This is a genomic window from Bacillus cereus group sp. MYBK216-1 (assembly GCF_051916495.1).
Lineage (GTDB): Bacteria > Bacillota > Bacilli > Bacillales > Bacillaceae_G > Bacillus_A > Bacillus_A thuringiensis_K.
The window spans coordinates 895,465-912,415 of the sequence record NZ_JBQAGT010000002.1; the positions used below are offsets into that span (position 1 = coordinate 895,465).

Below are 16,951 nucleotides of genomic sequence, written 5' to 3' on the forward strand. Positions count from 1 at the left end.
TAACTTATTTTTTCGTAACAACGTCATCTACAATCCCATATGCCTTCGCTTCTTCTGCAGTCATAAAATAATCTCTTTCTGTATCATGTGCTACTCTTTCAATCGGTTGGCCTGTTTTTTCTGCAATCATTTTATTAATATCATGCTTTAACTTTAATATTCTTTTTGCTGTGATTTCAATTTCTGTTGCCTGACCTTGTGCACCACCAAGCGGTTGATGAATCATAATTTCACTGTTAGGGAGTGCAAACCGTTTTCCTTTTGCACCTGATAATAATAACAATGCACCAAATGATGCTGCAAATCCCATGCATAACGTTTGCACATCTGGTTTAATGAGATTCATCGTATCTAATATGGCAAAACCTGCTGTCGTTGAGCCGCCTGGGCTATTGATGTATAAAAATATATCTTTCTCGGCATCTTCCGCTTCTAAAAATAATAATTGCGCTACGACACTACTCGCTACTTGATCATTTATTTCTGAACCGATAATAATAATGCGGTCTTTCAATAACCTTGAATATATATCATAAGAACGTTCTCCTAATTTCGTTTGTTCCACTACATATGGAATTGCATTCATTTTATATCCCTCCAATAATTATTATGCTGCGTAAAGCATATAACTGTAGGAAGAAGGTTTTTTCACATTAAATAATAAGACTGGCTGTTTAGATGGTAACTTAGTAAAATCTATTGTCGGAAGAAGCTTCGTTAATAATTCCGGTCTTTCCTCACGAATAGATGTTACAACAACTTCAATATCCTCTGTGAATTCGACTATCTCAATCCCTTCTTCACTTACAGTTTTCAGCCTATTTCTACTCCGAAATAAAGAAGCTTTCACTGCACCTTCTGATACAGAACACACTTTAGCAATATCAGCGATACTATATTGAAAAACATCTTTTAATAATAAAATTGCGGATTGCTGTACATTTAATGAAGACAATACTTTCCCTACCATTTCATGCAAATCTGCAATGTTCTCATGTGGTTCTTCAAATGTGATTTGTTCTCTTATTTTTTCATAAACAGACTTAGACTTCATCTGATCTAACCAACGATTTCTTGCTATTTTATAGACGAGTGTCATACAAATATCTTTATTTCTATATTTTTGAAGCACTTTACACACTGTTTCTTGGGCGAGATCTTCCCCATCCCATTTGTTTTTCGTTAAAAAAGTACAGTATCTTTTTAACTCTCCATATTGTTCAATTAAAAAGTTTATATTTGAATGATTCATATCGATATGATTCTTTAAAACATGAGTTACTTTTGTGCACAAAATAACCACTCCTTTTCAGCGCTTACTTAATAAACGATTCAACATTAAAAAAAGTTACGGGGATATAAAAAAATAATGTTTATGTTCAATAATTCGCGGTCATAAATATGTTATGTACAATTTTACGTGAGGAGGAACAAATTTGCCAAAATTAACAATTGAAGGTGCGGGAACTTTTGATGTGAAAGAAGGAACAAAGTTAGTATTAGCAATTGAAGATAGCGGTGTCAACATTCTTCATCGTTGCGGCGGGAATGCACGTTGCACAACTTGTAGAGTAGAAATACTAGCAGGTGATTTCTGTGAAGCAAGTGCGAATGAGAAACATGCAATGACGGAAAAAGGGATTGAAGATCATTTACGATTATCTTGTCAAATGCGCGTACATAAAGATATAGTCGTTCGTCCGGTACTTACAGTTGAAAATTCAGGTCTTGATGCCGGGCCGCGTCCGGCGGAATAAAGAGATGAATTTAAAACAGCTCGCTGGCGAATATGCCGCTAACTTTGTAAATGATGGCATGAAGATTGGGCTTGGTACAGGTTCTACTGTATATTGGACAATACAAAAATTAGGTGAGCGTGTAAAAGAAGGATTATCATTTGAAGCTGTACCAACATCAAAGGAAACTGAAGCATTAGCACATCAACTAAATATCCCCCTACTTTCGTTAAACGACGTACAAAGTCTTGATCTTACAATTGATGGAGCGGATGAAATTGATTCAAATTTACAGCTTATAAAAGGCGGTGGCGGTGCATTACTTCGTGAAAAAATCGTTGCCTCTTCCTCTAAAGAACTAATTATCATTGCTGATGAATCGAAACTTGTAACACATTTAGGTAATTTTCCATTACCTGTTGAAATCATCCCTTTTTCATGGAAACAAACCGAAAATAAAATTCAGTCTTTAGGGTGTCAAACAACGTTACGTTTAAAAAATAATGAAACCTATATAACCGATAACAATAACATGATTATCGATTGTATATTCCCTAATCATATTTCTAATCCTGCCCATTTACACACCCAATTAAAAATGATTACTGGTGTAGTTGAAACAGGGTTGTTTATAAGTATGACGAGTACAGCAATTATTGGCACTAAAAATGGGATAAAGAAATTGTAATAAAAGCTAACTTTTTAAAGTTGGCTTTTTAGTATGTTCTTCTTCTCTTAATAGTGCTTTATTATGATATACTAGGAAAACGCAAACTGATTACATTAGAAAGGACTGAATATTTTGCAATCCAAACTTATAACAGAACTTACTGATTTAGAAACTGCCTTTCATATTCGAAAAGAAGTATTTGTAAAAGAACAAGGTGTTCCTCTTACAGATGAATTCGATACATTCGATGAAATCGGAGAGCAATGTAAACATATTTTAGTTTATTATCATGATCTTCCTGTAGGCACAGGGCGTATACGATTTGTTGATGGTGTCGGAAAATTAGAACGTATTTGTATTTTAAAAGATTATCGTACATACGGATTAGGTAAAGTCATCATTCAAACGTTAGAAGAAATTGCTCGTAACGAACAAGCTACAAAAGTGAAGCTACACGGTCAAACACAAGCTGAAGGATTTTATAAAAAATTAGACTATCAAACTTCTTCTGATATATTTATGGAAGATGGCATTCCGCACATACTTATGACGAAAGTGTTATCATAATAAAAAGGGTAGTATATGAATCTTATGTATTCATACACTACCCTTTTTTATTAATAGAAAAGTGAATTCTCAAGATTACCTTTTGCATCAAAGCCCATCATCTTTTAGTTCATACCTAGGTAAAACTTACACTGTTTTCCATAATGATAATGCATAAATCCAGTTTGGATCACCATTTCCTTGATAACTCTGGACTGCTTCATATACTTTTCCTTCGTGTAGAACTCTATCTCCCTTTTTATATGCTTTTTTTGCATCCCACGCTTCATATGAAGCGCTTTCAGCTTTTGTAGTAATTGTGAATATATCACTCTGTACGGATTCATTTCCAGCTACATCAACAGCTTTCACTACATATTTATAAGTAGTATTAGCAAGCAGATTTTTATCCATATAAGAAGTTGTATTGGATGTTGCAATCTTTTTCATTAATCCTTCTATTTCTCTATAAATATCATAATGGTCTACACCAATGTTATCGTCAGATGGACTCCACATTAAATCCACACTTGATGCTGTCGTTCCCATACTATGTAATCCTTTTGGTTGTGTTGGTGCTTCTGTATCAGGAGTCGCAACTGTCGTTTTTACTGTAAGCGCTGTACTTTCTTTCGATACATTTCCAGCTGCGTCAATTGCTTTTACAGTATAAGAGTATTCTGTGCTTGGTTGTAACTTCTTATCAATAAAATGAGTGCCTAGTATTGTATCGATCATCTCTCCGTTACGGAAGATTTGATATCCTTTTACCCCTACATTATCCGTAGAAGAGTTCCATGTTAGTTCTACACTATTCGCTGTTACTTTTTTCGTCTGAAGTCCATTTGGAATACTTGGCGCTTCTATGTCTGGTTTCACATCATTAATAAGATTAACATCAATTACATTATAGAATGCATTTGCTGTATCAGCTACATCCCATACTGCTAAAATCACATGATATCCACTACGATCAGTAGGTACATTAATTTTATGAGTTAAATTATTTGAAGCTGCAGAACCATCGTGTTGCACAGTTCCAATTGGTTCAAAATCTGCTCTTGTTAGCGCTTTATTTGGATTCCATCCTTTTTTAGTAATATAGTAATGCCACTTACTCGTTAAGTGAGGCGCAGTATACTTCCAAGTAAATGTATTTTCCCCACCAGTGATTGTATTTTTAAACCAACGATTTGCTGTTTGTTGATCTAAAATACCACCAAATTTTCCGCCTGCTGAAGCAATTTGTCCATCTACTGGACCACCTTGTGGGAACCCTTTTGGAGCTTCTAAACTTTGTGGTTCATACATAACACTTCCGCAGTTTACATTTAGCGCACCATAAGTTGGACTACATAAAGCGGATCGGCTACCGGGCTTTTCAACAAAACCGTGCGCATAAGCATTTTGAGGAATAAGTGTCGTACTAATAATTCCAGCTGTTAATGCTACAGCTCCTAAACTTTTTTTGTTCATTTTCATGTTTTGTAGTTGTTTTAAAAATCGATTATTCATGTTCATGTCTCCTTCTTGTTATACTTTGTAGTGGAATGTGGGCTTTGATGTAAAAGAATAACAAGAGACAAACTTGTACCGATGTATGTATTAATTATGCATACACCGCAGTGAAAATATATTTTTTCCTTGTGAAATATTTCACTTTATGAATATATCATGACATAGAACTCGCTTAAGCATGTGCAGAAGTTGTGCAGAAACAGTGAAATTATTACTAACATATAAAACCACATCCTGAAATCATAAAGTAAAACTTTAATTAGTTGGGGTTTTACGGTCGGTTAATACGGGATAAAATAAAAGTGTGCAGCAGAAATTGTAGACTTAGTTCTCAAAATTCACATTTAGTATTTTCATTTTTTCCATTTAAACAATTCTTCTCTTCTTACAACAGAAAAGTGTCTATATCATTTAATATAGACACTTTTTTCATGTATAACTTTATATTTATTACTGACCTACAAATGTAAAAAATAGAATAATATTCTTTTAATCCCGCTTTTTTTGAAAGTACATTACAAAACGCAATGGCATCGTTCCATGAAATATTGACAACTGGTTTATGATTTTTATCAAAATTATTTAATGGACTATTTGTAATAGCATCATATAGTTTGATTGTTACAGCATACTTCGCAAGAAGAAATGGTTGAATTTGCACTAGCCATTCTTTTTTTATTCGATCATCTCTTAATACTACCTCTCCAGCTGGAATATTTACCATTAATGAATCGATTGTTTGAATTAAATCATTAGTCATTTTCTATTCCTCCAAACGTTCATTTTATATGAATTTATAGTCATATACTCATTACAAAATACAATTTTCAAAAAGCGTTAAATTTTTCATAATAAAAAACGATTAGTTTAATTAAACTAATCGGTAAGATCCAAAAAGAATTGTTGTGTCACATTCTATTATTATATGTGCTCTAAAAATTTCCGAACCTCATTTGGAGATTTTAAAACAATAACCTTTTTCTCTTCGGACAATTGCTCTAACCCTTTTAAAATTGTAGGTCGTTTAGCATTAGGATATTTCTATATCCATTTAAAAAATTGCAAATCAAATCTTTCTTCACATCCCGCGCCCATATCTGGTCTTGTTTTATTCCGGTATTTTACAATTCTTTTAAACGCACGATAAATACAAATTGTTCTATGAATATCAAGGAAGATAATTGTATCAGCTGCATTCAGTCTGATATCCATCGTCCCGCCATAATTCCCATCAATAATCCACTTCTCATCTTTAATTAAGTTATTTTGAACTGCTATTTGTTCTTCTCTCGGAATACCTTCCCAATTCGGTTTCCAAAATAATGCATCAAGATGATGCACCTTAATATTTAATTTATTTCCTAACTGCCTTGCTAATGTAGATTTTCCTGAACCACCAGAACCAATTAATATTATTTTTTTCATACCTTTACGATACCTTCTATAACTTCTTCAATAGCTTCCTTATTAGCAAAAATCCAGAAGAACATTTCTTCATTTAACTTTAATAAATCTGGTAACTGGACAAAATAAGCAATAAAGATAATTTGAATTGAAAGCATAACATACCAAATGGCTTTTCGTTCTTCTTTCGTTAAATCATTTTGTTTATAATAACCTTCAAAGACTTTGCTAACGATATGTAACCATTTCCCTCTTAATCTTTCATCACTAAATAGCTCGCTTAATATACTTGTACAGCAATAACATAAATCAAATATTTTTACATTATTTTCTAAAATCTCAAAATCTATAAACCCTTCCAGTTTATCATCTTTAAAGATGACATTTGATAGATGCATATCACGATGAATAATTTGTCTCGGTAATGAATGGACCGTTTCCTTGAAAGCTGCGTGCATTCGCTCCATCTTTTGAATTACCTCTCGATGAACATACTCATTCTTTTCTAAAATCGGTATAGCCCATTCAAATACCATCTTATATAAATCTCTTTTTATTAACTCATGGTCACTATTCACCGAATGTAATGCTTTGTGCAGATTAGCTATTTCTTCTCCAATTGTACTTGCTAGCCTTTCCAGCTTATCCGTATCTTTAATTTCTAAAACACTTCCGGCAACATACTCATATAAGCAATAACATTTTTCTTTATATAATACATATTGTTCATCATTTTCTGTCTTTACTACTCTCTGTACTTTAATTCCCTTTTCATACAGTTGCTTCAAAACATCGAATTCAACTAGAAGTTGCTTTATCGATCCCGTTCTCTTTAAAATGTACTCTTTATTCTTGCATAAAACCTTCGCTACTTTTGGTTGCATTACAGTAGCTGTGACATGTTCATTTCGAAACCAAAGCTTTGCAATTTCCAGTGCTTGTTCCATTTACAAATACCCCTTTTACAATTCTTATTTCTTCCGAAAAATAACCTCACACAGTATTCCCACTCCAACACCAATTGTATAAGCCACTACATCACTCCACAAAAAACCGTATCCCAACACGAGTCCGCCCAAAGTCGTTGCACGAATGCTATCTATCCATTCCGCATGATACAATTGGCTCGCTTCAATCCCGTAGCAAAACATTAAACTAATAAAAGCCAACTTCTTCGTCTCTGTTTTAGGAAACAAAAATCCAAAGCCAGTGAAAATCATTAATGCCCATAATGCATCACCTAAATAATCATTTAATAGATGTGGTAGTGCAAAAGCAAACTTTCTTGAGCTAAGACCTAAAATAATAACAACTATAGTAAATAGTGCATATACTACTCTATTTCGTTTCGTATTCATTTTAAAGTCTCCTAATATGTAATGTAAAACTGTAAATAGCTAGTAAAACAAAGTTATTTTACTAGCTATTTATTGATTGCTTTTATGATAAGAAAATGTGGATTCATATTTAAATAATAATATGATTTTTCGCTTACTTCTTTCATTTTTTCAATTGCCTTCGGTTCCACTATCTCTTCTAATACAAAATAATTTGTAGTTTCATTTAGTATGTCTTGTAATGATCTTCTAAAAAACTTGACTTCAATAGTAATATTCGGTTTAACCCAAGTATCTATTAATAACTGTTTTTCAAAATAATTTTCACATGGAAACTTTGTGAAATCCATAAAAGGATGATGAATAGAATAAATAAGTTCTCCACCTGGCTTCAATACACGACGAAATTCTTGAAATACTTGATTCCAATTTTCTATATAATGAAGAGTTAATGAACTTACAATCACATCATACGTATTATCTTCAAATGGCAATGTTTCTTGCAGATCATGACAAAGGAACGTCGCTTCTTCTCCTATATTTTCTTTTGCTGCTTTTACCATTTCAGGACTTACATCAATTGCTGTAACATTTGCTCCTCTTCCTATGAATTGAGAAGTATACCATCCAGCTGCACATCCAGCATCTAATATCTTTTTTCCTTCTAGTTCCTTTGGAATAAGCTCCATCATCGCCGGTCTTTCATAATAACTGTTATATGGATTTGCGAAATCTAGATTTTCTTTATATGTACTCGCTAATTTATCATACGTATCTTTAATCGAATCTTTCATTACACACACTCCTAATACATATTAATCCATTAACTCCTGCTGCTTTTTCTTTGAAAATGATTGTAGTACTAAATCATACGACCAATCAATCATTTTATTAATTTGCTCCTGCTCTATATCCTTATGAATATAAACAGTATTCCAATGTTTTTTATTCATATGATACCCTGGAATAATTGTTTCTGGATAATCTTCTCTTATTCTTAATGCGACTTCTGGATCACACTTCAATGTAATCGCAGCTTTTTCGCCTTCTTCATGATTTACTATCGCAAATATTTTATTATTAAGCCTCATACATGTTGCACTCCAGCCACCTGGAGAATCTTCTGTCGCTTTTCTTTTCGATAAACAGTACGCTCTTGTTGCATTCATTTTAATTGGCACCTCTTAAACATTTTTTCAATATCGACTTCTTTTCTTTCTGGCCACCAACCGACAGAATCATAAAGCTTCTTTATTTTTTCTGCACAGATTGGTTGTTCTTGTTGCAATTTATACGTGTACATATGCTTTCTCCCATCAATCAGTATACATAATATTATTATAATCTCTTTTCAAAAAAGTGCTGACTATGACCTTTCGGATGATCTTCAACGATACCATACTCCCTGTAACCGTGCTTTTTATAAAATTCTGGCGCTTGAAAACTAAATGAATCTAGCAATATTAATCTGCACCCTTTTTCCTTCGCAATTTCTTCAATTTTATGTAACAGTTGACTACCATAACCGTCATGACGAGCTGATTTATCAACCCATAAAAAGTCGATATGAAGATGATAAAAATACATCGTACCTGTTACACCACCAAATATTTTTCCTTCTTCATTTTTTACTACGAGACTTACTTCTTCCATCGGCTGTTTTACTTCATCTGTTAAGATGGACATATTATATTGAATGACTTTATTTTTAATGTATTCTCCTTCAATACGTGTACCGTTCTCTATATGTTTCATATACATTGCTTCCTTTCAACTTAGTAAGCTACATTTTATTTTTCCCCTTTAAAATACTAATCAAAACGAATCCACCATATGTAACAAAGCATGAAAAGCCAATTATCCCTGGTACAGAGACATAGCCTACCCTTATGTAACTTATAACTGCAAAACAAGCGATAGACAATAAAATAGATGGCCAAAATATAACAGCTATTTTTCTTCGCCCTCGTTTCGATGTACTTTCTTTCTCTTCAGAAACACGTGTGCCAAAAAGCAATACAATACAAATAAGGATCGCTGCAAAGTAAATTGTATCTAATGACAAATTGTGATCATATAGGGCGATTCCAACTTCAAGAGCAATAATCGTTAAAATTAAAATAATGATTGTTAAAGTCTTTAAGTTTCTTTTCAATCGCTCACTCCTAGCATGCTTTCACTATATTCTTTGTATATGTACTTTAAAACTACTGCAAAAGCTTCATCTACCTCTTTATTTTCACGGCGATTCGGTAAATCTTTTCCCCCAATCACATAAAGAAGTGGAAATTCGTTAAACATTCCTATTATACCAATAAATTCAATATCGAATATAAAAAACCTTTTCAGCAGCTCATATGAGCTATTAAAATAAGAAAAAGGTAGCATGAATTTTTTCTTGCTACCAAAAAATATTTATTCTTCTATAGGATTTTCAGGACCGTTAAGTTCCAGCTGATAAAAAGCTAAATCTAGCCATTTATTAAACTTATAACCAGCTTTTTTTATTGTTCCTGCATGAACAAATCCATAGTTTTGATGTAAGGCAATACTTTTCTCATTTTCTGCATCAATTCCAGCAATTAAGGTCATATACTCTCTTTCCTTTGCAATTTTGATTAATTCTTTCATTAATGAAGACCCAATGCCACTTTTTCTATATGCCTTATCTACATACACAGAATGTTCAACTGAATATTTATAAGCAGGCCACGCTCTAAATGGACCGAATGTCGCAAATCCTACTACTTTATTATCTAATTCATATACGAAAATTGGATACCCTTCAGCCTTTTTTTGTTCATACCAATCTATTCTATTTTCAAGGGTTACAGGTTTATACGCATATACAGCTGTTGTATAAAGTATCGCATCGTTATAAATATCTAAAATGTATGCTAAATCTTTTTTCGTTGCTTCCCTTATCATTATTTTCTTCCTTTCATCATGTTCACCTTATTTTACTATCTTTTTAATAGTTTTATTTTATCGAAATTTCCGATTTTTATCTACATACGAATACTAGCTTTTCGGAAACCATCAAATATATTTATTGCAGCAGATAACATGTAGAAGAAAATTCCTCCCCCAATGAGCCACGTTTTAAACTCCTCTGAGGAAATAGTAAATGCATTTGCCAAATACGTAATAAACCCTGCGTTAAATACATGTGGATTTACTACAATTACAATGAATACTATCGTCCCAGCTATTTGAAGAATAGCATTCCCAATCGCCAATCTTTGCGTCCATTGTCCCTGCACTAATTTATAAAGGGATATACATATTTCAAAAACGATCATAATTACAACGATTGGCCAGTACTGCAATAAAACATCTTGATTAAAAGTTGGCGAGACAAACTTCAGTCCATTTGCCGTACCGTTATATACGCCAACAAGATAATTCGCATAAAAGTAAAGTGTAGCCCAAACTGCTGTCCACATTAAACCTCCAAAAACTTCAAACTTCGAGATTGCTTTTTTCTTTGGGATATACGAGATGTTTTTCAAATCATCTGGTGTCCATTTTTTTAAACTTGTTGTCAATGGTTGTGGGTCTTTTTCTTTATCTGTTCTTTCTAAAACAGCGAAAACAAGTGTTATCCAAAAAAATACTTGGAGACCTACTTCAAATGTTTTTGCAATTCCTTCACCCATCAATTTTAAAATAACGTTTACTACTGCCTGCTCACCACTATAACTAATAAAACTTTCTGCAGCCATTGAAATAAGTGCAATAACAACTGCAATTGGTATAATCATTTTTAATAATGTCATATATACATCAAAATAACGTGGTCCAATTAAATGCATCGGTCTATCCATGTATCCATTAGCCAATGAAACTGGACTTCCCAATTTTTCAAGAACGCTCTTTACATCATCTTCATTATAATTATCAGGTAACATATCCTCTATTGTTGACCGTATTTCAAGTGTAATATCTTCACGATTTTTTTCAGGTAATCTTTTTGCAACTTCATGGACGTAGATATCAATTAGACTCATTATCGTCCTCCTCCTTTAATAAGTTATACAGTTCTTTTGAATCCTTTATCCATTCTTTTTTCAACTGCAAAAATATTTCTAATCCATATTCACTTAAAACATAATACTTACGAGGTCTACTCTCCGTTTTATCCCAACTACTCGTCACTAATTCCTGCTTTTCTAATCGGCGAAGTAGCGGATATAAAGTACTTTGATCAATTGTAATTCCTGATTGCTCCAATAACTGGACAAGTGAATATCCGTACTGCGGCGTTGTTAATTGACTTAAAACGGCTAACGTTAATGTCCCTCTTCTTAACTCAGTAATTAACGAGTTTAATAAAGTATCCATTCACTCACCTCATTTCCATTACTATATGTCATACAGTATGTGTTTTATACTATGTATCGTACAGTATTAGTGTGACAAACACTATAATTTTTTACCAAAAAACGGATAATGAAAAGCGCAAATTATATGATTTGTGCTTTTTTAGCTAAGTTATATATATCACTCTAAAAGGTAGCAACCTTAACTACTAATTTTGCAGTTCCAGTAATACTATATTAAGCTACAAATATCGTATACATATGATGTGAACATAACACCTCACTATAGGAAGCTAATAAAACGGAAAATTACCATAGTTGAATGATTCCTGTTTTATTCTTTAGGCACTGTTAATTTCACACTGTTTTCAGCACCTAATCAACGTTATTTCCTTCATAAACTTCATCTTGTTCAAAATCTTTATTTTTGTTTGGTTTATTAGAGAAAAATAAAAAAACAATTAAATTAGGTTAATTGTTTTTCAAATACAAAATCTTTATTTTTTTAAATAACCTATGATATTCGAAAAGACAAATTCTCCAAATGCAAGTGGTATATAAATAAACCATAACTTTAATATTGCCTTTGTTTCTTTGTGATCAGAATCCCCCATTAAAACCAACCCTATCCTTTATTTTCAAATATTTTGATTTTAATTCCAATAACAAGGGAATTATACCATTTACCAATGTTGTAGTCTATGTTTTCTAAAAAATTAAATAAATAAAACTCTTGTATTCCTTCAATATTCAGATAAAAATAATAACTTTTTTACGTTTCATCTTCAAAGTCTATAATGAGTCCTGTTAGAACCGCTGCATTACCTATCGATTGGATCCCGTGACCATCTTAAATTCTTCCCACTCTAACTGCTCTTTTGTGATTCATCGTCACATTATGATGAATCACTCATACATTATCTAGAAGTAAAAAACCCTAATTCACTTTTCTCTTAAAGAGCACAATTCAAATGTGCTCTTTTTAAGTCCATTCGAATAAAATTCAAAATCCTACTGATAAACAAAAAAACCTCGTTTATCAATAGGATTCATTAGCTATATATAGCGATTATAGCGAACTCCATCACCTATTACTAAAGTCGAACTGATTTAAGTAATATAAATTCCCCTTTTTCTTTAGAAAATTGAACAACCTCTACAATCGCCTCAACATTAATTACTCCGTAAACATGCGGATATTCTTGACCGTTAGAAGCAAGTTCATATTTTACTTCTGCTTTTAATAGAGCTGGATCAATTGTAAGTAATAAAACATCTTCTTCATGCTTGAAATATTTTTCTGCAACTTTTAAAGCTTGATCTAATAATGAACAATGGATAAATCCCTCTTCTATAAGTGATTCTTCATTAATTTCTCCAGTTGTTTTTGCGATTTCCCAATTACTTTTCGTAATTACTTTTGTAATCATAGTGACTCTCCCATTTTAATTTATGTAATGATATAATAACACTAAATTTTCAACACGTGCTTAATAGATTGGGGACTTATAATGGATAAACCTCTCACTGCATTACAAACTATTATTATACATATGAATAAAAATGAGCATTGGCATGATTTTATTTGTTACTGTCAGCATCGCGAAGCGGGGCTTCGAAAATTAGCTTTTAAACATTTAGGGACATTTATTTCAAATGCAAAGAAATGGGAATCAAAAGATCAAGAAGAGTTTGCCATTTCGCTGTTTACTATTTTAGATGCATTAAACGAAAAAGATGGGATCTTAACTTTCTCACTAAATAGTTTTCTAATTGACATTCTATATAGATGGACAGAAAACAACCCATTTGATTCAAGACCTTTTAGATGGATAGGAATTTATATGGACTCTAGCAATAAAGAAGACGATTTAGAAAAATTCCTTCGAAAAGCGATTGAATTAGGTGGTGATACCGAACAAAAAGCCATGATATACCTAGTTTCTAATTACATCAATACTTTAGAATTTGGTACAAATGAATTCCCTTCAGGTTATTGCGGAGATTTAAGCGAATGTATAGAAAAACTTCCCTATATGCTGCAATTAATTAATAGAATTCAGAATAAGAACATAAAGGAGCAAAACATTGGGCAAATACAAGAACAACTACACCTTATTCTAGATTGGTTAAAACATACACAAACTCCAGTAGATGCCGTTCGTGTACGGGAAAAAGAACAAACTAAGGAATTAGAAAAGGTCATTGTATATTATTTACACAACAGCTCAAGTCGTTAATTCATCGTGTACAGAGATAATAAAGTTGTTTAAAAAACGCCAGTCATGTTATTCAACAATCGGGCTATATAACGGAATAAATCCTTGTGAAAATTAAAAACATTTGAAATAATCGTCATTAAGTTGAAGCAGAGCGATTGCAGCAAAAGGTGATACGACTTTTTCTTACTTAATAATCGTACGATAGTTAAAAAATTCAACTAATTATATTCCGAAAGGGTGTGTGTAGTATCTTATCAACTAATGTTTTTACTTATAAATCTAAGGATGGAAAAACAGTAATAATTAGAGAAGCTAAAGAACAGGATGCAGAAAGAATACTAGATTCTGCTTCAAAAGCTTTAATAAACGCTCCATACATGCTAAGTACGGTTGAAGATGTAAAAAAGGTGCGTATCGATGCTATTCAAAAAACGTTAAAAGCTTATCTTGAAAATCCAAATTATGTACAGTTTATTGCTGAAGTTGATGGTAAGTTAGTCGGTGCAATAGATTTTAAGAATGGAAACAAAGAAAAAATTAGTCATCAAGGGGCTTTTGCGATGACCATACTACCTGAATATCGAAATTATGGTATTGGAAGAGCTCTTCTAGAAACGTTAATCAATTGGGCTAAAAATAACAGTAAGATTGAAAAAGTTTGTCTTGAGGTAATGGAAGATAATCTAGGTGCAATCCAGTTATATAAGAATCTAGGCTTCTTTGAAGAGGGTAGAAAAGCAAAGGGTGTAAAATTGGATGATAGCTATCAAAATTTAATATTAATGGCTTTATTCGTTTAAAATCGAACACTAATTTCAATATAAAAAGAGGATCTTCATAGTCATCTCCCTGTTAAGTAGACAGTAATAGAAATCCTCTTTTTATATTTATCTCACATTAGCTTGCAGTAAAAATCCCCACTGATTATAGTTTCACTTTATTTTAATCCTTTAATTAAAGGTGACGCTTCTCCACTATAGAAAATCCATAAGTCATGAAGTGATCTCGTACATCCGACATATAGTAATTTTGCATCATGCTTTGTGTTTTTGTAATGTTCCTCATCCACATCAATTAAAAGCACCGCATCAAATTCTAAACCTTTCGCTAAATAGACAGGTACTACTGATATACCACCTTCATATTTACTTTGGTTTGCTTCAATTACGTTTACCGTTAATCCTGCATTTGTTAATTTCACATATATATCACGGCATTCATCTTCTGTTCTTCCGATTACCGCAATTGTTTTCACATCTGCATTTTGCAAATGTTTTACCGTCTTCACAATTTCAGTAAATTGATTTTCTGTATGAATTACTTTCACATCTTCTCCACTGCGGAAGACTGGTGTTGCGAGTCCTACTGGGATTTCTGCATTTTTAATTATTTCATTTGCAAATTCAATAATTTCTTTTGTAGAACGATAACTTCTTGTCAATTCATAATAACCGGTTTCTTGGAATACTTCCTTAAAAGCATTCCAATCTTCAATTCCTTGGTAATCATAAATCGCTTGCGATAAATCACCTAATATAGTGAAAGAATTACCTAATGTAATTTCTTTTAATACATAAACTTGGAAAGGCGAAAAATCTTGCGCTTCATCAATAACAACGTGATGAAACTTCTGCCCGATTTCAATCCCTGTTATACGATGATGTATGTATATTAAAGCTGGTAAATCTTCTACATACACTTCTTTTTTACGACAACTCTTTTCTGTTTCTTTAACAAGTTCTTCAGGTAATACCTCGAGTATTTCTTTACTTTTTACTATTGAACTATACAGTGAAAGAGCACTCATTTTCGGCCAAAACTTCATATATGCGTTCAGTCTCTTAGTCGCTTCTTTTTTAAGTAATTTTTTCTCGTTTGTTTCCCCGAATTTTTTAAGTTCAATTTCAATCCAGCGCTTCATTCGTCCTACTAATCGTTCTCTTCTTTTCTGTAAAGGATAATGTTTATATTCAACTTGCATCCATTTTTTAATATCTTCTACTGGAATAATCGCTCTATCCCACGCCTCAAAATCTTTTGTCGGAACTAACTCATTTTCAAATTGGATCATTCTCTCTTCAATAAACTTCTTAAATTCCAACGTACCCTTTAATTTACCTAGCATTACCTTCTTTTGATCACGATTAATTGAAAATGCTTCTTTCAATTTTTCTTCTGTCTGCTTTAGTTTCACTGAATCATCTAACGTACGTAATGCCCAATCCAGAAACGTTGTTTGACTAATATTCCCTACACCTAATTCAGGAAGTACACTCGAAATGTAGTCTAAAAACAGACTATTCGGCGCAAATACGATCATTCTTTCTGCTTCTAGTTGTTCACGATATTCATAAATTAAAAAAGCAAGGCGATGTAAAGCAATTGTTGTCTTTCCGCTTCCTGCAACCCCTTGAATAAGTAATGGTAAATTTCTTTCCGCTCGAATAATATCATTTTGTTCCGATTGAATCGTTGAAACAATATCCTTTAGCTTATTATCTTTATTCTCACCTAATCGATATAGAAGAAAATCATCGGCATGCGATACATCTTCATTTCCTTTTACATATGTATCAACAACACGTTCAAGTTCTCTTTTTCGAATGGAAATGTTTCGTTTTAAATACACATCACCTTCTACTAACCCATCTGGTGATTGATAAAATGCTAATTCTTCTCCACCGGTAAATGAATAAAACATACTTGCGACAGGCGCCCGCCAATCAATAATGATTGGCTTCATCGTGTCCATATCCGAAACCCCTACTTTTCCGATATAAATCGGCATAACTTCTTCTTTTCCATCTTCCTGAAAATCTAACCTTCCAAAGTACGGCTCTTGCACACCAATACGTAAGTTTTGTCTATTAGACTCCCTCATACTTTCAAGAATTTGCTCTTTAAAATCTTCTCCATAATAAACCGGGGTTTTTTCAAGCTTATCCAATTGCTCATCCATCGTATGTAAAGTATCCTTCATTTTTTGTAACTCACCTTCAAATATGTTGCTCATTTCGACGATTCCCTCCTGTCCGTTCTAATTTTTCAGTCGAAGTATCATTGTATTAAAAACCCAATCATAAAGTCAATAGTTTCCGTTTAAATTTTCCGAAAAAACTTATTTTTCATCTTTCTAATTTAAAAAGAATATGCAACATCTAAATCACACAAATACACATATAGTATAGTGATGCAT

At 32.6% G+C, this 16,951-nt stretch carries 20 protein-coding genes, 3 pseudogenes and 1 riboswitch; of the genes and pseudogenes, 5 read left to right on the forward strand and 18 right to left on the reverse strand.

The genetic code is table 11. The annotated features are described in order from the left end of the window. Positions 1–4: 4 nt before the first annotated feature. Entirely contained in the window at positions 5–586 is a 582-nt protein-coding gene (clpP, locus tag ACTFRH_RS10050; protein ID WP_000991610.1) for an ATP-dependent Clp endopeptidase proteolytic subunit ClpP, read from the reverse strand. Positions 587–607: 21 nt separating this feature from the next. Beyond that, positions 608–1,294, reverse strand: a complete 687-nt coding sequence (locus tag ACTFRH_RS10055) for an RNA polymerase subunit sigma-70 (RefSeq protein ID WP_000337518.1) — start codon at positions 1,292–1,294, stop codon at positions 608–610. A gap of 142 nt (positions 1,295–1,436) precedes the next feature. On the opposite strand from ACTFRH_RS10055, the gene ACTFRH_RS10060 reads away from it, so the two are divergent. The 3 genes from ACTFRH_RS10060 to ACTFRH_RS10070 all read left to right on the forward strand — a co-directional run bounded on the left by ACTFRH_RS10060 (position 1,437) and on the right by ACTFRH_RS10070 (position 2,973). Then, a complete protein-coding gene (locus ACTFRH_RS10060) occupies positions 1,437–1,757 on the forward strand; it encodes a 2Fe-2S iron-sulfur cluster-binding protein (RefSeq protein ID WP_001125388.1) in 321 nt (106 codons plus the stop codon). 4 nt (positions 1,758–1,761) lie between these two features. Beyond that, positions 1,762–2,424: a ribose 5-phosphate isomerase A gene (gene rpiA / locus ACTFRH_RS10065; protein WP_001049981.1), complete on the forward strand. Its 663-nt coding sequence runs from the start codon at positions 1,762–1,764 to the stop codon at positions 2,422–2,424. Positions 2,425–2,538: 114 nt separating this feature from the next. Further along, entirely contained in the window at positions 2,539–2,973 is a 435-nt protein-coding gene (locus tag ACTFRH_RS10070) for a GNAT family N-acetyltransferase (protein ID WP_001190880.1), read from the forward strand. A gap of 126 nt (positions 2,974–3,099) precedes the next feature. Here ACTFRH_RS10070 and ACTFRH_RS10075 read toward each other — a convergent pair whose 3' ends face one another. The 15 genes and pseudogenes from ACTFRH_RS10075 to ACTFRH_RS10145 form a co-directional block, all read right to left on the reverse strand. After that, positions 3,100–4,467 (reverse strand): lytic polysaccharide monooxygenase, encoded by a 1,368-nt coding sequence (locus ACTFRH_RS10075; protein ID WP_001065141.1) that lies wholly within the window; start codon positions 4,465–4,467, stop codon positions 3,100–3,102. A gap of 475 nt (positions 4,468–4,942) precedes the next feature. Further along, a pseudogene (locus ACTFRH_RS10080) lies at positions 4,943–5,230 on the reverse strand (formylglycine-generating enzyme family protein); the annotation flags it as partial. Between the two features lie 161 nt (positions 5,231–5,391). Continuing rightward, positions 5,392–5,895, reverse strand: a pseudogene (locus ACTFRH_RS10085) (DNA topology modulation protein). Beyond that, entirely contained in the window at positions 5,892–6,821 is a 930-nt protein-coding gene (locus ACTFRH_RS10090; RefSeq protein ID WP_000434095.1) for a phosphotransferase enzyme family protein, read from the reverse strand. Before ACTFRH_RS10090 ends, ACTFRH_RS10085 begins: the two are co-directional and overlap by 4 nt. A gap of 24 nt (positions 6,822–6,845) precedes the next feature. Beyond that, positions 6,846–7,232 carry a DUF2809 domain-containing protein gene (locus ACTFRH_RS10095; protein ID WP_001093461.1) on the reverse strand — a complete coding sequence of 129 codons (387 nt, stop codon included), beginning with the start codon at positions 7,230–7,232 and terminating at the stop codon, positions 6,846–6,848. 65 nt (positions 7,233–7,297) lie between these two features. After that, complete coding sequence (locus ACTFRH_RS10100) at positions 7,298–8,005, reverse strand: class I SAM-dependent methyltransferase (RefSeq protein WP_000655257.1); 708 nt, start codon at positions 8,003–8,005, stop codon at positions 7,298–7,300. A gap of 21 nt (positions 8,006–8,026) precedes the next feature. After that, entirely contained in the window at positions 8,027–8,380 is a 354-nt protein-coding gene (locus tag ACTFRH_RS10105; protein ID WP_000994630.1) for an MmcQ/YjbR family DNA-binding protein, read from the reverse strand. 14 nt (positions 8,381–8,394) lie between these two features. Next, positions 8,395–8,514, reverse strand: a pseudogene (locus tag ACTFRH_RS10110) (acetyltransferase); the annotation flags it as partial. A 35-nt stretch (positions 8,515–8,549) separates the two neighbouring features. Further along, positions 8,550–8,966: a GNAT family N-acetyltransferase gene (locus tag ACTFRH_RS10115; protein WP_000680412.1), complete on the reverse strand. Its 417-nt coding sequence runs from the start codon at positions 8,964–8,966 to the stop codon at positions 8,550–8,552. 28 nt (positions 8,967–8,994) lie between these two features. After that, positions 8,995–9,366: a hypothetical protein gene (locus ACTFRH_RS10120; protein ID WP_000827982.1), complete on the reverse strand. Its 372-nt coding sequence runs from the start codon at positions 9,364–9,366 to the stop codon at positions 8,995–8,997. Then, complete coding sequence (locus tag ACTFRH_RS10125) at positions 9,363–9,512, reverse strand: hypothetical protein (protein WP_000481400.1); 150 nt, start codon at positions 9,510–9,512, stop codon at positions 9,363–9,365. The genes ACTFRH_RS10120 and ACTFRH_RS10125 overlap by 4 nt, the downstream gene beginning before the upstream one ends. A gap of 114 nt (positions 9,513–9,626) precedes the next feature. Continuing rightward, the gene (locus tag ACTFRH_RS10130) at positions 9,627–10,139 is read right to left on the reverse strand and encodes a GNAT family N-acetyltransferase (RefSeq protein WP_000617512.1); all 513 of its coding nucleotides are present in this window, start codon (positions 10,137–10,139) and stop codon (positions 9,627–9,629) included. A gap of 80 nt (positions 10,140–10,219) precedes the next feature. Beyond that, entirely contained in the window at positions 10,220–11,221 is a 1,002-nt protein-coding gene (locus ACTFRH_RS10135; RefSeq protein ID WP_000052333.1) for an HAAS signaling domain-containing protein, read from the reverse strand. Then, positions 11,208–11,555 carry a PadR family transcriptional regulator gene (locus ACTFRH_RS10140; RefSeq protein WP_000380305.1) on the reverse strand — a complete coding sequence of 116 codons (348 nt, stop codon included), beginning with the start codon at positions 11,553–11,555 and terminating at the stop codon, positions 11,208–11,210. The genes ACTFRH_RS10135 and ACTFRH_RS10140 overlap by 14 nt, the downstream gene beginning before the upstream one ends. A 1,014-nt stretch (positions 11,556–12,569) precedes the next feature. After that, a riboswitch (Fluoride riboswitch) is annotated at positions 12,570–12,631 on the reverse strand. Beyond that, entirely contained in the window at positions 12,628–12,963 is a 336-nt protein-coding gene (locus ACTFRH_RS10145; protein ID WP_000629083.1) for a DUF952 domain-containing protein, read from the reverse strand. It overlaps the preceding riboswitch by 4 nt. Before the next feature lie 81 nt (positions 12,964–13,044). Between ACTFRH_RS10145 and ACTFRH_RS10150 the strand changes: the two genes are divergently transcribed. Continuing rightward, the gene (locus ACTFRH_RS10150) at positions 13,045–13,773 is read left to right on the forward strand and encodes a hypothetical protein (protein ID WP_000360490.1); all 729 of its coding nucleotides are present in this window, start codon (positions 13,045–13,047) and stop codon (positions 13,771–13,773) included. A 221-nt stretch (positions 13,774–13,994) separates the two neighbouring features. Continuing rightward, the gene (locus ACTFRH_RS10155; protein WP_000337119.1) at positions 13,995–14,555 is read left to right on the forward strand and encodes a GNAT family N-acetyltransferase; all 561 of its coding nucleotides are present in this window, start codon (positions 13,995–13,997) and stop codon (positions 14,553–14,555) included. Positions 14,556–14,692: 137 nt separating this feature from the next. On the opposite strand, the gene ACTFRH_RS10160 is transcribed toward ACTFRH_RS10155, so the two are convergent. Further along, on the reverse strand, positions 14,693–16,768 hold the full coding sequence (locus ACTFRH_RS10160; protein ID WP_000065194.1) for a HelD family protein: 2,076 nt from the start codon (positions 16,766–16,768) through the stop codon (positions 14,693–14,695). Positions 16,769–16,951: the final 183 nt, after the last annotated feature.

Coding starts and splice junctions, on each gene's coding strand:
- clpP (WP_000991610.1), bottom strand. CDS start 586: ATGAATGCAATTCCATATGTAGTGGAACAAACGAAATTAGGAGAACGT.
- rpiA (WP_001049981.1), top strand. CDS start 1,762: ATGAATTTAAAACAGCTCGCTGGCGAATATGCCGCTAACTTTGTAAAT.
- ACTFRH_RS10075 (WP_001065141.1), bottom strand. CDS start 4,467: ATGAATAATCGATTTTTAAAACAACTACAAAACATGAAAATGAACAAA.
- ACTFRH_RS10090 (WP_000434095.1), bottom strand. CDS start 6,821: ATGGAACAAGCACTGGAAATTGCAAAGCTTTGGTTTCGAAATGAACAT.
- ACTFRH_RS10095 (WP_001093461.1), bottom strand. CDS start 7,232: ATGAATACGAAACGAAATAGAGTAGTATATGCACTATTTACTATAGTT.
- ACTFRH_RS10100 (WP_000655257.1), bottom strand. CDS start 8,005: ATGAAAGATTCGATTAAAGATACGTATGATAAATTAGCGAGTACATAT.
- ACTFRH_RS10105 (WP_000994630.1), bottom strand. CDS start 8,380: ATGAATGCAACAAGAGCGTACTGTTTATCGAAAAGAAAAGCGACAGAA.
- ACTFRH_RS10115 (WP_000680412.1), bottom strand. CDS start 8,966: ATGAAACATATAGAGAACGGTACACGTATTGAAGGAGAATACATTAAA.
- ACTFRH_RS10125 (WP_000481400.1), bottom strand. CDS start 9,512: ATGTTTAACGAATTTCCACTTCTTTATGTGATTGGGGGAAAAGATTTA.
- ACTFRH_RS10130 (WP_000617512.1), bottom strand. CDS start 10,139: ATGATAAGGGAAGCAACGAAAAAAGATTTAGCATACATTTTAGATATT.
- ACTFRH_RS10135 (WP_000052333.1), bottom strand. CDS start 11,221: ATGAGTCTAATTGATATCTACGTCCATGAAGTTGCAAAAAGATTACCT.
- ACTFRH_RS10140 (WP_000380305.1), bottom strand. CDS start 11,555: ATGGATACTTTATTAAACTCGTTAATTACTGAGTTAAGAAGAGGGACA.
- ACTFRH_RS10145 (WP_000629083.1), bottom strand. CDS start 12,963: ATGATTACAAAAGTAATTACGAAAAGTAATTGGGAAATCGCAAAAACA.
- ACTFRH_RS10150 (WP_000360490.1), top strand. CDS start 13,045: ATGGATAAACCTCTCACTGCATTACAAACTATTATTATACATATGAAT.
- ACTFRH_RS10160 (WP_000065194.1), bottom strand. CDS start 16,768: ATGAGCAACATATTTGAAGGTGAGTTACAAAAAATGAAGGATACTTTA.